The organism is Azospirillum sp. HJ39 (assembly GCF_041507355.1).
GTDB lineage: Bacteria > Pseudomonadota > Alphaproteobacteria > Azospirillales > Azospirillaceae > Azospirillum > Azospirillum thiophilum.
In genome coordinates this window covers 25,183-40,233 of the sequence record NZ_CP167907.1, presented here as the reverse complement: position 1 = coordinate 40,233, position 15,051 = coordinate 25,183, and the positions used below count along the sequence as shown (strand labels likewise).

The following is a 15,051-nucleotide window of genomic DNA, read 5'->3' as shown; positions in this document are numbered from 1 at the left end:
GCCCTCTCAGGTTGGAAATTCGAGAGACCACCAGCGCACCAGCACGGGCTGCGTCAGCCACGCATCGCCCTGCTGGGGCGGCGGCACCTCGGTGTTCTCCACCACGACGGTCCAGCCGTCGTTGGTCGGCAGGTTCAGGCCGCGGCGGAACACGCCGCGAAGCTCCTCCGCCTTCTGCCCTGCATCGTCAGGCCCATTGGCGGCTGGGTAGTTCAGCAGCAGTTGATACCGGCCGCTCCACAGGATCGTGCCGTTCGCGCCGCCCCCCTGCGGCGCACTGGTGCAGGCCAACATGGAGGGGCGGAGGTAGGGGGTGCCGATGACAGGCGTGTAGGCGCGACCGAACCATGCGATATCGATCAGGGCCGACTGACTGCTGTTGAGCAGCAGATCGAATGCCAATTGGATGCTGATTGTACTCATTTTAGTCCTAAATGGACTTTATTTGGTCATAACTTTGAGCACGCGGTCGGCGATCTGCGGCAATTCAGCGACCGTCTGGGCCGCCATGCCGCGGCCCTGCATGACCCACTGCGTGCCGTCTTTCCGCTCGCCGGTGCGACCATATTCGATAGCCCTCGCATAAACCGTGGGGTTGACGATGTAGATCACGTCGCCGGCACGGGCGGTCGCGAGCGCTTCCAGCGTGGGCGCACCCGGCTTCGGGATGGCGTCGACGGTCAACACGGCGCTCCAATTGGCGCGTAGAAAGCCCGTGTCGACGGGCGTCAGTTCCTGAACGCGACCGACGGCCTCCAGGGCGGTGCCGCGCAGCACGGCGGTTGCGCGCTCCTTCGCCCTGTCGCACCAGCGGGAGATGGAGAAGCTGAAGTCGCTCATCAGACGCCACGACCCCGTTCACGAACTTCCATCTCGGCGATTTTGGCCAGAGCCTCCTTCAGATCGCCATCAAGGCGCTGCTGGCCTTCCCGCAAAACATTGATCTGATCCGTCAGCCGAGCGTTCTCGCCGCGCAGCCGCTCGTTCTCGACCATCACCGCATTGCGCTCGGACGCCATGGTGTCCAGGCGTTTGGTCAATTCGTCGATCCGCGTTTCGGATCGGCTGATGGTCTTCTGGAGCTGGTCGAATAGCTCGCTGGAATCCTTATGGATGCTGTCGGTGTGACGCTGCTGGAGGAGCGACTTGAGCGCCGCACCCAGGCCGATGATCAGCATTCCGACGCCACTACCGACGGCGTACAGCAACCCATTCTGGTCAGAGGGGAGACTCGGATCAGGCATTGGTCTCCCCCGGGTCGGAAACGGAAAAGGCCGCCCGAAGGCGGCCTCTCTCTCAAACCTTAACAGGCGGCGCCCGCCGATTGCCGGGGCGGTGACGGGTCGTTCGCCGGCTTGGGTTGCTCCAGCGCCCTTGCGGCGGATCCGAGACCGCTCGCCGCTTCCCGCAGTAGCAGCGCTATGGCGAAATCCATCTGCTGATCACCAGCGTATCGCTCAATGAGTGTCTGCGCTGCCTCAATGAGGATGGTTGTGCGATTGCAGGTGTCAAGAATACGCATTTAGAGCGCCTAACAGAACCATCTCTGGACGAACCGCCAGCAGATGAGGCTGGCGGCGATGTGGTGGAAGGCGGTGAAGATGTCGGCGCGCCGTTCGTAGCGGACGGCGATGCGGCGGAAGCGGGCAAACCAAGCGAGGGTCCGCTCGACCACCCATCGGTGTCGGCCCAGGCGCTCACTGCTCTCGATGCCGCGCCGGGCGATGCGTGGAATGATGGCCCGCCGACGCAGCGCCCGCCGGCAGTGGGCGAAATCGTAGCCCTTGTCGGCGTGCAGCTTGGCCGGGCGGCGCCGTGGCCGGCCCGCGCATTGGCGGATTGCCGGCACGGCATCGACCAGCGCCTCCAGGAACTTGCTGTCATGCCGGTTGGCCGGCGAAATCCTCAGGGCGAGGGGGATGCCGTTGGCATCGACGAGGATATGGCGCTTGGAACCCGGCTTGCCGCGGTCCGTCGGGTTCGGCCCGGTCTCTTCGCCCCCCTTTTTGCTGGAACGCTGGCGCTGTCCACCGCTGCGCGATCCCAGTTGATGGCGTTGGCGTAGCCAAGCCGGTCGAGCAGCACGCGATGCAGCCGCTCCCAGACGCCGGCTTGCTGCCATTCGTGCAGTCGGCGCCAACAGGTCATGCCCGAACCGCACCCCATCTCCACCGGCAGCAGTTCCCAAGGAATGCCGGTGCGGAGCACAAACAGGATGCCGGTCAGCGCGGCGCGGTTGTCCAGCCGAGGCCGCCCACCCTTCGGCTTGGGCGGCTCCGGCGGGAGCAACGGTTCAATCAGCGCCCAAAGCGCGTCGGAGACGAGAGGGGAAGCCATACACCTCTCAACAGACCAAACGCCGTTTTGTTAGGTGCTCTTAGGCCCCCAACGTGATTACCGCATTTCGCGTGTCAGGGAATTTTGCAAACTGCACCGGGTAACAAACCATGGCGCATATATACGCATATTAGGGAGAGCCCCAATAATGCAGGCGGATTTCTTTACAGAGATTAAATACTGGAAACTGCATACTCCTATATGCGTTCATTCGATTTGCGACGCCGTAACGGTAGGATACTTGGCATTTGCGCTGGGCTTGGATTATCAGGCGGCACCGAGAATCACTCAATCTCACGCAAGCCACGTTTGCGGAATACCTTGGCGTAGACCAGGCAACTGTTTCAAGATGGGAATCTGGAAGGCAAATTCCCGACATTGGAATGCAACGAAGACTGCGCGACATGCTGTCGCAGCAGGACGCCATCCCGAGCGATGCCTTCGCGCGAGCCTTCATCTTGGCTCAGTCGGGGGCCGCGGCGCTTCTTGATGTGGAGTACACCTTCATCGCGATCTCAGGGGGATTGAAGCAGGCGGTCGGCGCCGCGGCATCCTTGCTAAAGGGTGGAAATCTGCGCGCCATTGCCACACCGAGGGTGGATGGGCTGCTCGGAACTCATATCGCCGAGATGATCCGGCCGGGCAGTCCGATCTTATCTATCAGCCATACAGATGTGGGGGCCTTGGTCGGCGGCGTGCTGCTGCGGCGAACATGGAGCGTCCTGCGTGTCGACGGCATAAGGCTGCTGCTGTGCCAGGACGAGGTGATCGGGGAGGGTGGCAGTCCGCCTCCGCTTGATCTACGTTACATCACGCTGGACGATATTTCGGACTAACGGGCCTGGACACGCCAGAAAGCGATTTGGGAGGCAGCGTAGACCGGCGTTCGGTCGACGATGGACTTCTCAACGCCATCCAGGATCAGCCGGTCTGTGAGGTTCGGCGGCTCGGTCAACTCGCTGCCGGGGATCAGCACCTGGAGATCGCCGACGCTGATCAACGTGCCGTCGATCAGCCGCTCAGGAAACCCCTCCACGCGCGCGACAACCACCTCGTCGGCAACATAGAGCATGTGTGCAGCGTCGCCGGCGGCAACATCAGCGGTCAGGGGTGGCGTGAACTGCACGCCGCTGATCCGCGCGTTTGCCGCGATAGCCCGGGCGACGACGGTGTAAATGGTCGCGTCGCTCGGCACAGTGAAGCGGTCGCCGGGAATCAGCCGACCGCTGAGCGATCTCGCGCGCAGGTCGAGGGTGGACGCGCCGGCTACGGCGTTCGCGACAACGGTCAGCACGCTGGCGTTCGGCGGATTGGTGGCGGCTGGGCCAGGGCCATCGAGCGTGGTCACGCGCCGCAGAGTGACCGTCGTGCCGCGGCGACGCGCGATGGAAGCTGTGCCGCGGCGGACGCGGCGATCGAAGCCCATCAGAACACCCGCTTGTATTGGGACAGCAACACCCTGGCGGCGGGCGGGATCGCACCGGCCGTCTCGCGAAAGCTGGAGCTGTAGCCGGTCCCGCTCTCGCTGCTCAGGTTGGGGTCCAGGTCCAGGCTGGTGAACAGCGCCTGTACTGTCAGCAGGCAGGCCTGCTCGACATCGGCCGGGATGGGCTGGCCGGCGGTGTAGGTGATCCGCACATTGCCGCGCCCGCGTGGGAAGGTGCCCGCCTTCAGCGAGATGGAGATCGCATCCCAGACCACGCGGTCGAGCAGCACCGACGCCCCATCGACCGTTACCGACGCAACATCGGTGACCGGATAGTTCTTCGGCACGATGGTCGCACCACCGGTGCCATCGAAGACGCCGTCATAAACGGTCGGGGCCAGCGACGGGCGATTGAGGCTGTTCTGGATCGCCGTGCTGGCCGTCGTGATGAGGCGGGCCAGCAGGCCATCCTGGCTGGTGTCGGTGATCTCCAGCCATTCCTTGGCCGCAGCCAGCGTCGTCAGGTCGCCCGTCGCCATGGCCGTTACTCCCCGGCCGCCAGAATCGCCTGCACCAGGGCGCGCAGCTTCTCCTCGCCGGTGGCGGGGCCAGGATTCTGCCCGCGCTCGGCCAGGAAGGCGCGCAGGGTGGCCTTGTCCATGGCGGCAGGATCGACCTTGGCGCCGCCGGCCGCCGGCTGATCGGCGGTGCCGCCGGGCTGCTGATCTCCGGGGGGCTCTCCACCTTCCGGCTTGTCGGTGCCGCTTTCGCTGGTCTGGCCGGCAGCGCCTTCGGTCGGTGGCTGATCGGTGCCGGTGGCCGAGGGCGGCACGACGTGTTCGCCCGGCATGAGAGTGGGTGCTGGCTGGTCGCCGGTGCCATCGTCCTGATTCAGAGACACGCGCCAGCCATGCGCAGCCAGGGTCTCGGCATCCTCGGCCGGCGCGAACACGCGGCCATCGCGCTGCACTTCGAGCGGCACGCCATGCAGGCTGATGCTGGAGCGGGGGTCGTCGGGGTTGTCGTAGAAGGGCGGCATGTCGGGGGCCTCCAGATTGCGGACAAAAAAAGGCGGGGGCCGAAGCCCCCGCCGCGCTGCCGGCCTTAGCCATTCGCAATGTTGCCGATGACGCCCATGGCGAACGGAGCGTAGACGGCCAGCACCTCTTCGGCGTACACGCCGCTTTCCTGCTGGCGGGTCTTGATGGGCCAGTCGATCGCGTAGTAGTCCTTGCGGGTCTTGATTTCCGCCACATTCGGAACGTTGTTCGACTGGTACTGGATCGGCAGATCCTTGCTCCAGCCCCAGATCATGCCCGGCGGGCAGTAGGGGTGGATCTTAATCGGGATCTTGTACCCGCCGTTGTTGCTGAACGGGTTGAAGTACATCGACACGGTACCGCCGGCCATCAGGGCGATCGGGTCGGACGAGTTGACCGGCTGGTCGAAGCGCAGCAGCGGGGCCGAGCTGTTCGACAGCACCTTGTTGGTGATGTTGTTCAGCTCCTGGCTGTTCACATACAGCGTCGACGGCGAGACCTGGAAGTTGTCGTACATCGCCTTCAGCATGACGTCGATCTCGACGATCGAGCCGCGCCCCGAGCTGGTCAGCGTCGACCCGGTGCCGGCGGTGCCGGTCGGCAGGTAATTGACGTAGGCGTTGGAGCCGGCGCCCAGTGCGGTGGTCAGCAGGCCGTCGAAGGCGTAATCGCTGTTCCGCGAGTGGTCGCCGCTGACGGTCGAGGCCGGCTGCCGGCTGCCGGCGAGCGGCGCCGAGAACTTGACCGAGTTGATGGTCGTGATCGCCTGCAGGGTCTCGCCACCGGACGCGCCGACGTACCAAGCGTAGCCAACCGCGCCGGTGACCGCCGGGGTGGAGCAGGACAGCACCTGACCGAGGGTGATCGCCTGGGTGGCCGCGTTCGACGGGGCCGAGGAACCTCCGTTCAGCACGTAGTTCGCGCCGTCCGCACCGGTGATCGTCTTGGAGGTGACCACGCCGCTGGCCAGCGAGGAGCCACGGAAGCCCTCGTAGGTCAGCGCGACGACGATGACCGAATAGGTCGTCGGGGCACCAGGCAGGGTGGCGCCGCTGCCGCCGGCGGACAGGGTCGGGGCGGTCGGCTGGCCCAGAACCAGGCTGGCGTTGCCGCCGATGATCGCGTGCTCTTCCTTCTGCATCATCTTCTGCAGGAGGCGCATCCGCATGCTGGCTTGCAGATCCTCGAAGCCCTGACCCGCATGGATGGCTTCGTAGCTGATCTGGTCTTCCTCGCCGATCGTCACGAAGGACGCTGACTTGTTGGCGGTCTGGTAGCTCATGCGACCGGAGCGCTGACCTTCCGGCACCCACCCCATCGCATCGTAGCCCGAGCCGTTGATCGCCTGAACGACGCGCCAATTGGTGGCCAGACCGACGCCGTTGCCGACGCGCGGGATCTCGTTGCGCAGCGGCGTGTACTGCGGATACAGGTTCTTGGCCGGCGCCTGCAGGTCGTAGGCGACCAAGCCCTGCGCGGTGGTGATGGACTTGGCCAGGGCCTCGTCGCCACCCTGCGCCTGGATGGACTTCAGGAGCGCCAGGGTTTCCTGAACGGTCGTCGTCATCTGGTGATCTCCTTGGCCGTCTGGCCGTTGGTCATGAAAAAGCCCCGCTCGGGAGGTCCCGGCGGGGCGTTACGGCGGCCTGACGGCCGGCTCCGTGTCGTGTGTCGATCAGCGCAGCGTGGCGGGCTGCGGATGGCGTTGGGCGATCTTCATCAGGGCGAGCGCGCGGGCTTCCGGGTCCATCTTGGACAACCGCTCGGCCTCGGCCTGGAGGTCGGCCTCGCCGTCGCTCTTGCCCAGCGTGTTGCTGTCGGCCGACTTGCCGACCGCCATCACGGCGCCCTTTGCGGGGGCGGGGGTGGACTTCTTCAGCGCTTCGATCTCGGCCAGCAGCTTGGTGTTGTCGTCGGCAGCCTTGGCGAGCGCGGCATCCTTCTCGGCGGACACCTTCCCCAGACGCTCATTCAGCATCGCCTCGAACTTGGCCAGCAGGTCGCTGCCCCCGGTGGCGTCGGCCTTGCTCATGGCGCGCTTCTTCTCGTCGTCCTCGTCGGTCTGGTTGCCGCTTTCGGCCGGGGCGGCGCCAGCCTCCTTCTTCTCGTCGTCGGCGGCCGGTGGGGGCTCGGCCGGCTTCTGCTCAGACGCGGCGGGCGGCGGCTCCTGGCCCTTGTCGGCACCGGGCTCCGTGGGCGCCTCGGCACCGCCACCGGCATCGCCCCGTGCGCTGTCGTCGCCGGTGGCGTGGGCGACCAGGAACTTCAGCACCTGCTGGCCCATCTCGTACCACTGCGCCGCGGCAACGAGACCGGGCGGTGGCTCCTGCGAGGTGCCGCCGGCCTGCTGCTGTGCGTGCGCGGCGCCCTCGGCGGATTCCTCTTCGACCTCGCCGGCCCAGGATTCCAGGAAGAACTCCAGCTGCTTCATGACCAGTGCGAACCCGGCGACGTGGTCCATGCCCTTGGCCAACACGCTACCCTCGCCCATGCCGTCGAACTTCAGCAGGTCGACGACGCGCCCCTGCTGGAAGGCGTCCTCAGCGACAGCGCCGACGAAGCCGTTGGCGGCTTCAGCGAACTGGTCGAAGGACTTGGCCAGTAGCGCTTCGGTGTCGGCGCGATCGGCGCTCTTGATGTCAAGGACGCTCTTTTTGAGCATGCCCAGCATCACGTCAAACTCTGACATGCTGTCACCCTTGTGCAGGTTGCGGAGGTTCGGGCTGCCGCAACGGGCTGCGCCCATGATGGTGCGCCGCCATCCCCGGCGTTTCCGCCGAGGCGTAGCGCGGTCGTCGGCGAGGAAGCCGTCGCCGGTGGTGATGGACAAAGCAAAAGTCCTTGTGAATAATCGCGTTGCGCTGTATTATTCAGATGTAGCCAAATACTTGGAGAAATCAGATGTCGTATCTGAGTAAAGCCATGTACGTGGGCGTGTTCATGTGGCCTGGAGCGGCTATACCAATAACCATAGTGTTAGCTGCCGCGATCTACTATGCAAGCCAAGAAGAGAAACCCCGCGCCGATTGACGCGGGGTTTTTTATTTCGTTCGATCCAGCAGACGCCCCAGCGCGGACCCCGCCTTCGCTCCGGCGTATGAGCCAGCGGCATCGCCTGCAATCGCTGCCGCAATCGACCCAGGCCCAGAAGGTAGGGCTGCAGCGCCCGCCGCCATCCCGCCACCGATGCCGCCCAGCAATGCGCCGGCAATGCCGCCGATTGTCTCGTATTCGCCCTGCGGCTTCTCCATGACGCGCCGGTTACCGACAGCGCGGTCAATGGCGGATCCGGCAGCCGATACCCCTGCCCCGACGACCAACCCGCCGACGCCACCAGCCGCCATCTTCAGCCCGCCGGACTTGATGGCGGCCGGTGCTGATCGGGCGAATGCCTTGACGCGCGCTCTGAACCCTTTCGGCCCGGCAACTTTGGGTGCCGGCTTGCCATGCTGGCCGAGAGCGACTGCCACCGCTGTACTGCCGGCCGCAAAGCCCACGAAGTGACCGGCTTCGGCACCTTCGCGCTCCAGGGCGCCGGAGCGGTTCTCCCGCTCATGCGGCTTCCCGTCGCCGTCGCCGTCCGTTCCCTTGGCTGATTTGGCAAGCGCCCTCTCGACCATAACATTTCGGCTGGGCGATTTGGTGGCGGCTTTGGCGAGGGTTTCTTCGAGGGATGAGATTGCGGCGTCGAGTTTTGACACGTCATCAACACCGAACATGGTGCGGCGATAATCACCGGTCCCCATCAACATGCGCGAGATGCCGAACTTGCGATCGAGGTAATTACCCGACATCTCGCCAGCGATCGTCCCAGCAACCCCCAGCGCCAGCCCGCGACCGAAGCGCTTGACCGGATTGAACCGGTATCGGCGCCCAAGCGCCGCCGTCAATTCGGCGCCGCCGCCCAGAACAGCGCCGCCGACGGCGCCCATGACCGTGCCCGCCCGGTAATCATTCCCGCCATCCTTTCCCGTAACGGCATCGTGGGCTTTAGCCCCAGCGCGATCACCGTAGGCGTCGCCGACAACGCCTGCGAGAGCCAGTCCGCCGACCGCGCCCAAGCCGGCAACCGCCGACCGCGTCACGCCGCGCATCAGCTTACCCTGAAAGCGGGTAGCCCCTGACGCTGCGCTGGAAAACATTGATGCCTCGCCGCTCCCCGCCTTCCGCCCAGCAAGGCGGGTGATGGCTTCCGCCTTCCTACCAACCCTGTCGCCAAATCTGGTGAGTGCCTTCTCGCCAACGTGGGCGCCGGCGTTGGCTGCCAATGAACCAACCACGGCGGCGCCGACCACCTGGGCAGCAAAGCGGGCGTTGCCCTCGTCCTTCTTGCCCTCGTCCTTCACGCCATCACCATCGCCGTCCCGGCCCGCGCGGCCGTCGGCCTTCGCCAGCGTTGCCTCAGAATCTGCCACGGCCTTCCGCAATCCATGCATCTTCCCTGCGTCCTCACGGAAAGCCACCGGCGCGGTCGTGTCGCCGAACCGTAGCCAGGACTTGAACTGCTGGACGGGCATCGCGGTGACGGCTCCCATCCGTCGTGGCCCGCTGCCGTCGCTGAATCCGGCATGGTAGAGATGCTGCGCTTCCATCTCGGTGTGGCAGCCCAGGACGCATTTGTGCTCATCGAACCTGCCGGTCGCTGGGTCGATCTGGTCCACGACATAGACGTGGCTGGCGGACTTGGCGGGGCCGAGATAGACGTCAACCGCATCGCCATCGGCACCGAGAGTTCGGCGCACGTATCCATAATGCGCGGGCAGCCGGCTGGTCCACGGCTTGCCATCCGGCCCGATCCCGCGCCGCTCGCTGCCCTCGGGGTTCTCGATGCTGATGTCCAGGCCGTGGATCTTGATATGGCCTTTTCGGTAGTTGCCGGCGGTGGCCTGGGCGGAATGGGATCGGCAACGCGCGCGGTGGCGGCGCGGAGGGCGGCATCATCCCAAGCCTTCGCCAGCGTGTGCTCCAACTCAGCAATCGCCGCGTCCAACCCGTCGGTCTTCGATAGGGCGTAGGACGCCAGTCCGCCGGCAAGAGTGCCGATAGCCGGGGCCGCCAGCCCGCCGATCCGCGCACCGCCGCGCACCGCAACGCGCTCGGCCAAGCGGAGATAGCGGGCCTTCCGCGCGTTGCCGGCAGCAAATGACCGCCCCCGCCAGCCGGGCCGCTTCTGGTCCAGGTCAGCGAACTCGACGCGCCCCGCGCCGCCGGCCCGAGTGGCATCCATCTCGGCGCGGTCGTTGCGGAGGGCGCCGTCCCACCACTTCCGCTTCCCGACCCCCTCTCGACGGGTCGCGGTGGCCGCGAGAGCGGCGGATGATCCAGCGCGGGCGGCGAGACCGGACGCCGAGGCGCCAACAGCGGCCCCGGCCCCGATGGCGGAGGCAGCGGCAGCGGCTTCATGCAGCTTCCCGTCCCCGTCCGCATCGCGTCCCGCCCGGCCGTCGGCCTTGGCGAGAGTCTGTTGGAGGGCGGAGATGGCATCGGCGAGATCAAACATCGGCCTTCTCCACCCGGCGGGCGCCGCTGCGCACCGCGTCGTTGACCTCACCAAGGAACCGCACAGGTGGCTGGACCGCGAAATACGTGCCCCAGCCAATCAGATTCGACGCCACGGCGGCGTTGGCGGCGCGGTTTACCCACGGCTTGGACCCAGCCGCCTTTGCGCCAAGGTAGGCTCCGCCGACTTCCTCCTTGACCGCACCAGCGGCGCTCATGCCGAGACGTGACGCCCAGTCCTTGCCGCCCATCTCGAACGACTTCGAGCCAAACCGAACCTTGCGCGTCGAGTTGGCAAAGCCACCAACTGCGCCTTTCGTCGCCCCCGCCAAGCCACCCAGAACGCCCGCGCCAACGCGGCCAACGACCTTGCTCGGCATGGCCGCACCCAACGCGGCGCCGGCGCCGAACGCGGCCCAGCTCGTCGCCTTCGCCGCCATGATCGGCCACACGTCGCGACCGCGCCGCTCGTCGATGACCTGGGTGTGCTCGGATTTGTACTTCGGATCCTCCTGGATCATCGCCTTGTGGTAGGAATCCGCATACTCCTTGGTGTCCGGCGTCCCGGCCTTCAACGCCTTCTCATGCGCGCGGTTCTTGGCCGCAACCAAATAGCCGCGGCCATCGTGGAAAGAGCCGCCACCGCCTTTCGTGTCGCCGTCCTCATGCAGCTTTCCATCGCCGTCTCCGTCCCGACCAGCACGACCGTCGGCCTTGTAGAGGTCGGCGAACAGGAGAGGGGCTGATTGGCCCGGCCCCATCCACGATTTGTAGAGTTCGTCGAACATGACGGCCTTGTTGAGTTCTTTGTGATTGAACGGCAACGGGGTCTTGACCGCGTTGTCGAGATAAGAGTGAAGCTCCTTGCGGTGCGCCGGAGACAGTCCAGGAAGGGCGTTGATCCTGGCGCGATCCGCACGGCGGTAATCCTCATTCTCCTTATAAATTTCCGCATCGTGCTGGTCTGCGAGGTGCTCGGTCAGGGCTGTGTACGCAGATTCCGATGTGCTCAAATCGAAACGCTTCGCTCCGCTGGCCGTGCGCTCGTTCTTCATGGTGCGGAAAACGATGTCGTTGCGCTCGGCTGGATTAATCTTGTTTTCCTTGGCGGCGCGCGAGGCGCTGACGATCAGATCGTGCGGCAGAGATTCGTGGCGATCCCCTTCGAACAGCCCCTTGCTGGCGGAGAACTCCAGCTTCTGCTTGATGGATGTGTAGTTCGGGTTGTTGCTGTTGATCTGCGCCGCCGAGGCATAGGCGGTTGCTGCATCTCGCGCCGGCGGCTGGGACGTGATCGTGGTGGCCTGCGCCGGCGGTCGGGCGGGCTGCCCCATGATGCTGCCGGTGCTCTGGTAGGATTGCGCGGCAGGGCGTTGCGCCTGTTGGGGCTGTTGGTATTGCTGCTGGGGCGGCGTGTACGGAGCGCTCGACGAGCCGCCATCAGCAAATGGGCGGACGCTCTGCGAGAACACAGTAGTGCCGGTGCTCTTGGATTTGAGATCGAACCGGAACCCGCCCGGCACCCACTCAGCATTCGGGTCGAGGCCAACCAGCCCCAGCAACTTGTCGCCACCGGGCGTCACGGCGAGCGCGGTGCCGCCGGCCGCCAACTGCACCAGCTTCGGCATATTGCGGAATGCGGCATACTGCTCTCCCGCGTATTTGCCGGCCGCGCTGTTGCCGATGACCTTCGCGGCCCCGCCGATGTCCTTCACCGCTCGCTGGGCGGCGGCAGTGAGCGGCCCTGACGCCGACCGCGCCGCCGCGACGGCAGCTTGCCCCTTGCCGGTGCGGAGCGCGGCGGCGGTCAGGGCCGCACCGGCGAGAGCGCCACCGACCGCCGCCCCAACCGTCCGCGTGCCGCTGCCGCCTTCCTTCTCGTTGTATTTCCCGTCGCCGTCCGCATCGCGACCGGCTCGGCCGTCGGCTTTGTAGAGATCGGCGAACAGGACCGGCGCGGTCTTGCTCATAGCATAGCCGATGCCGGCACCGGCCGCGCCAGCCCGCCCCTCGTTCAGCTTGCCGTCGCCATCGCCGTCGCGCCCCTTGCGCTCGTCGGCCTTGTAGAGATCACCGAACAGCGACGGGGCGACCTTCTCCACCGCACCGGTCGCGACAGACTTCGGCTGGGCGGTCTCGCGCGTGTCGGTCATCTGCTCCGGCACGGGCATGGCGGCATCCAGCGAATTGGGCATCATGCCGCCGGCCAGGGCCGCAATGGCCGCCAGCCGCTCGGCGTCGGTCATCCGGCTCGCGTCGTCCAGCACGAACTCGCGCTCTTCCACCGAACCGTCGGCCTTGTGGATGCTGAAGAACTTCGCCGTCGGAATGCAGGGGCGATCAACCAGCGAGACCTCGGTCACGCGCGGCGTGTAGCGGGTGAACTCGCCATCCTGCCATTTCTTGGCATAGCTGCCGCCGACGCTGAATCCGGTGTAGCAGCCCTCCAGGCACTTCCGCCACTCGTTGTCGTCCACCACCTTCACGACGATGTCGATGGCCTTCTCGTCGTCATTGAAAGCAATGTCGACCACCTTGCCGGCGACCGACTTGCCATGCATGACCCGCACATTACCCTTGGACAGGCCGGCGGTGGCGTCCTCGCACGCCTTTGACCATTCCAGGAAGGCGGGCTTGGCGCTCTCATAATCCAGAATCTCGCGCGATCGGTCGGGGACTTCCTGGACGGCGCGGCCGTGGATCAGCCGGCGTTCTTCGTCCACCTTGACGAGCTGAACAAAGCAATCCATAGGGTGTCTCCTGCGCCGGCTGGGCGTGGTGGGGCGTACTGAATGGGCTTGAAGTTTAACATCTGTCGTGAGCGATTTCCTGCAGTCCGCATAAGAGAACTGGATGATGATAAATGCCAAATAAAATTCCTGCAAACTATAGTGTTAATCATATTTCTTCGATATTTCTGCGATAAATAATTCTACTGTACTGAAAGGATGTAAGTCATGTCTGTATTTCTTAACGGATTATCAATTCAGTTTTTTCGTGGAATTGGCGAAACCAAACAGAAGATGTCGCCATTCAGGAAATTCAACTACTTTATCGGGCCTAACAACTCTGGTAAATCAACAGCGCTGAGCTTCATATCTAAGTTTATTGGTGTCGTGAAAAACGAAGGCGCTTCTTATGGACAAAAAAAAGGCAAATTATTTTCGGAACTTGATGTGCACAGAGGAGCCATATCTGGGAATGTGGGAATGGAAATTGCCATTCCTATTGAAACGTTCATTAATTCAGTCAAAAAAAAGCATCCTAATATTTATTCTCAGAATAGTTATGCGTCGCGGTTGTCTTATAGAGCTTTTGATGCTATCTCTGATAATGGGATAATTTGGGTGTCATGCAACATCGAGCAAGGGGGGAATATTGGTCTTAGCGAAGAAATTTTTGATAAACTAGTATCTGAGAATTCATCCATGTGGTTTGATCTTGCAAAAGCTTTTGCAAATCTTCACTCAGGTGGGAGTACAAAAGAATGGGTTCATACAGTAATCAGGGTTTTTTTGCAGCACCAAGACTACAGATTTCCACCTGTATACAACATCCCCGCATTGCGACAAATTGGCCCAAAAGGTGGGGACTTCGGAGATTTCAGTGGAATTGGTCTTATTGATCGGTTAGCAGAAATCCAAAGCCCAGATCACAACAAGCGACATGAGAGAAAGATATTTGATAAAATCAACATTTTCTTACAAACAGTCACTTCAAGACCAGATGCGGTAATTGAAATACCTCACAATAGAGAACATATATTAGTGCATATGGATAATAAAGTTTTACCTCTTCATTCACTTGGGACTGGTATTCATGAAGTCATAATGATTGCATCATTCTGTACATTGCAGGATGAAAGCATTTTTTGCATCGAAGAGCCAGAAGTGCACCTGCACCCTCTGCTCCAGCGAAAGCTAGTAAAATATCTAGATGAATTTACGAACAATCAATATTTTATTGCTACTCACTCTGCTGCATTTATTGATACTCCTGGAGCAGCAATTTTTCATGTGAGGAATGATGGATCATCAACCACCATTACAGAAGCAATTTTGAAAAGAGATCGTGTTTCTCTTTGTACAGATCTTGGTTATAAAGCCTCCGATATAATGCAGTCAAATGCAGTAATCTGGGTTGAGGGGCCATCAGATAGAATTTATTTACGGCACTGGATCAATGCTGTGGCAAGTGATTTAATTGAGGGAATACACTATTCGATAATGTTTTATGGTGGAAGGCTACTGAGCCATCTAAGCGCTGATTCGGAAGAGGTGAAAGAATTCATTGCGCTGCGTTCGCTTAACCAAAATATCGCTATTGTAATAGATAGTGATAAAAAGCATAAGTCGGATAAAATCAACGATACGAAAAAGCGCATCGCTGATGAAATGTCACAATCGGGAGGAGTTGCTTGGATTACTAAAGGGCGGGAGATTGAGAATTACGTCGTTCCTTCCATCATTCATCAGATCATCCAACAGCAATACAGTAATATTTATCTAAAGGCTTGCAATGTAGGCGATTACGACCACGTTCTGCACTTTGAAAGGACACCGATAAAAAGGAGAGGAAGCGCGAAGAGCGCTAACCCTCCTGCTGACAATATCCATAGGGAAGTTGACAAATTAGCAATCGCTAGGGAAGTTTGCAATTTTCCGGCTGATCTGAACAAGCTCGATCTCAAGGCTAGGATTGATGAAATTGTGGCAATGATCAGAAATGCGAACTCATGAGGCTTCACCA

The 15,051-nt window shown here is 62.3% G+C and carries 11 protein-coding genes and 3 pseudogenes; 3 read left to right on the top strand and 11 right to left on the bottom strand.

Going from position 1 to position 15,051, the window contains the following annotated elements:
* Positions 1 to 6: 6 nt before the first annotated feature.
* The 4 genes and pseudogenes from ABMY26_RS06755 to ABMY26_RS06740 all read right to left on the bottom strand — a co-directional run.
* Entirely contained in the window at positions 7 to 423 is a 417-nt protein-coding gene (locus tag ABMY26_RS06755) for a phage tail terminator-like protein (RefSeq protein WP_372395298.1), read from the bottom strand.
* Between the two features lie 18 nt (positions 424 to 441).
* A complete protein-coding gene (locus ABMY26_RS06750) occupies positions 442 to 840 on the bottom strand; it encodes an HK97 gp10 family phage protein (RefSeq protein ID WP_372395297.1) in 399 nt (132 codons plus the stop codon).
* Positions 840 to 1,178 (bottom strand): hypothetical protein, encoded by a 339-nt coding sequence (locus ABMY26_RS06745; protein ID WP_372395296.1) that lies wholly within the window; start codon positions 1,176 to 1,178, stop codon positions 840 to 842. The genes ABMY26_RS06750 and ABMY26_RS06745 overlap by 1 nt, the downstream gene beginning before the upstream one ends.
* 440 nt (positions 1,179 to 1,618) lie before the next feature.
* A pseudogene (locus ABMY26_RS06740) lies at positions 1,619 to 2,337 on the bottom strand (IS5 family transposase); the annotation flags it as partial.
* Between the two features lie 248 nt (positions 2,338 to 2,585).
* Here ABMY26_RS06740 and ABMY26_RS06735 point away from each other — a divergent pair.
* A pseudogene (locus ABMY26_RS06735) lies at positions 2,586 to 2,735 on the top strand (helix-turn-helix domain-containing protein); the annotation flags it as partial.
* 6 nt (positions 2,736 to 2,741) lie between these two features.
* Positions 2,742 to 3,173 (top strand): hypothetical protein, encoded by a 432-nt coding sequence (locus ABMY26_RS06730; protein WP_372395317.1) that lies wholly within the window; start codon positions 2,742 to 2,744, stop codon positions 3,171 to 3,173.
* Here the strand turns inward: ABMY26_RS06730 and ABMY26_RS06725 are convergent.
* The 7 genes and pseudogenes from ABMY26_RS06725 to ABMY26_RS06695 form a co-directional block, all read right to left on the bottom strand.
* A complete protein-coding gene (locus ABMY26_RS06725; RefSeq protein ID WP_372395295.1) occupies positions 3,170 to 3,763 on the bottom strand; it encodes a hypothetical protein in 594 nt (197 codons plus the stop codon). The two genes, ABMY26_RS06730 and ABMY26_RS06725, sit on opposite strands and share 4 nt — an antisense overlap.
* Entirely contained in the window at positions 3,763 to 4,302 is a 540-nt protein-coding gene (locus ABMY26_RS06720) for a head-tail connector protein (protein WP_372395294.1), read from the bottom strand. Before ABMY26_RS06720 ends, ABMY26_RS06725 begins: the two co-directional genes overlap by 1 nt.
* A 5-nt stretch (positions 4,303 to 4,307) precedes the next feature.
* Positions 4,308 to 4,802 (bottom strand): hypothetical protein, encoded by a 495-nt coding sequence (locus tag ABMY26_RS06715; protein ID WP_372395293.1) that lies wholly within the window; start codon positions 4,800 to 4,802, stop codon positions 4,308 to 4,310.
* A gap of 65 nt (positions 4,803 to 4,867) precedes the next feature.
* A complete protein-coding gene (locus tag ABMY26_RS06710) occupies positions 4,868 to 6,370 on the bottom strand; it encodes a hypothetical protein (RefSeq protein ID WP_372395292.1) in 1,503 nt (500 codons plus the stop codon).
* 108 nt (positions 6,371 to 6,478) lie between these two features.
* A complete protein-coding gene (locus tag ABMY26_RS06705; protein ID WP_372395291.1) occupies positions 6,479 to 7,633 on the bottom strand; it encodes a hypothetical protein in 1,155 nt (384 codons plus the stop codon).
* 211 nt (positions 7,634 to 7,844) lie between these two features.
* A pseudogene (locus ABMY26_RS06700) lies at positions 7,845 to 9,683 on the bottom strand (hypothetical protein); the annotation flags it as partial.
* A 612-nt stretch (positions 9,684 to 10,295) separates the two neighbouring features.
* Positions 10,296 to 13,052 carry a hypothetical protein gene (locus tag ABMY26_RS06695; protein WP_372395290.1) on the bottom strand — a complete coding sequence of 919 codons (2,757 nt, stop codon included), beginning with the start codon at positions 13,050 to 13,052 and terminating at the stop codon, positions 10,296 to 10,298.
* Positions 13,053 to 13,259: 207 nt separating this feature from the next.
* Between ABMY26_RS06695 and ABMY26_RS06690 the strand changes: the two genes are divergently transcribed.
* A complete protein-coding gene (locus ABMY26_RS06690) occupies positions 13,260 to 15,041 on the top strand; it encodes an ATP-dependent endonuclease (RefSeq protein WP_372395289.1) in 1,782 nt (593 codons plus the stop codon).
* Positions 15,042 to 15,051: the final 10 nt, after the last annotated feature.

Excerpts from the sequence above, each read along its gene's own strand:
- ABMY26_RS06755 (WP_372395298.1), bottom strand. The coding sequence starts at position 423 with ATGAGTACAATCAGCATCCAATTGGCATTCGATCTGCTGCTCAACAGC.
- ABMY26_RS06750 (WP_372395297.1), bottom strand. The coding sequence starts at position 840 with ATGAGCGACTTCAGCTTCTCCATCTCCCGCTGGTGCGACAGGGCGAAG.
- ABMY26_RS06745 (WP_372395296.1), bottom strand. The coding sequence starts at position 1,178 with ATGCTGATCATCGGCCTGGGTGCGGCGCTCAAGTCGCTCCTCCAGCAG.
- ABMY26_RS06730 (WP_372395317.1), top strand. The coding sequence starts at position 2,742 with ATGCTGTCGCAGCAGGACGCCATCCCGAGCGATGCCTTCGCGCGAGCC.
- ABMY26_RS06725 (WP_372395295.1), bottom strand. The coding sequence starts at position 3,763 with ATGGGCTTCGATCGCCGCGTCCGCCGCGGCACAGCTTCCATCGCGCGT.
- ABMY26_RS06720 (WP_372395294.1), bottom strand. The coding sequence starts at position 4,302 with ATGGCGACGGGCGACCTGACGACGCTGGCTGCGGCCAAGGAATGGCTG.
- ABMY26_RS06715 (WP_372395293.1), bottom strand. The coding sequence starts at position 4,802 with ATGCCGCCCTTCTACGACAACCCCGACGACCCCCGCTCCAGCATCAGC.
- ABMY26_RS06710 (WP_372395292.1), bottom strand. The coding sequence starts at position 6,370 with ATGACGACGACCGTTCAGGAAACCCTGGCGCTCCTGAAGTCCATCCAG.
- ABMY26_RS06695 (WP_372395290.1), bottom strand. The coding sequence starts at position 13,052 with ATGGATTGCTTTGTTCAGCTCGTCAAGGTGGACGAAGAACGCCGGCTG.
- ABMY26_RS06690 (WP_372395289.1), top strand. The coding sequence starts at position 13,260 with ATGTCTGTATTTCTTAACGGATTATCAATTCAGTTTTTTCGTGGAATT.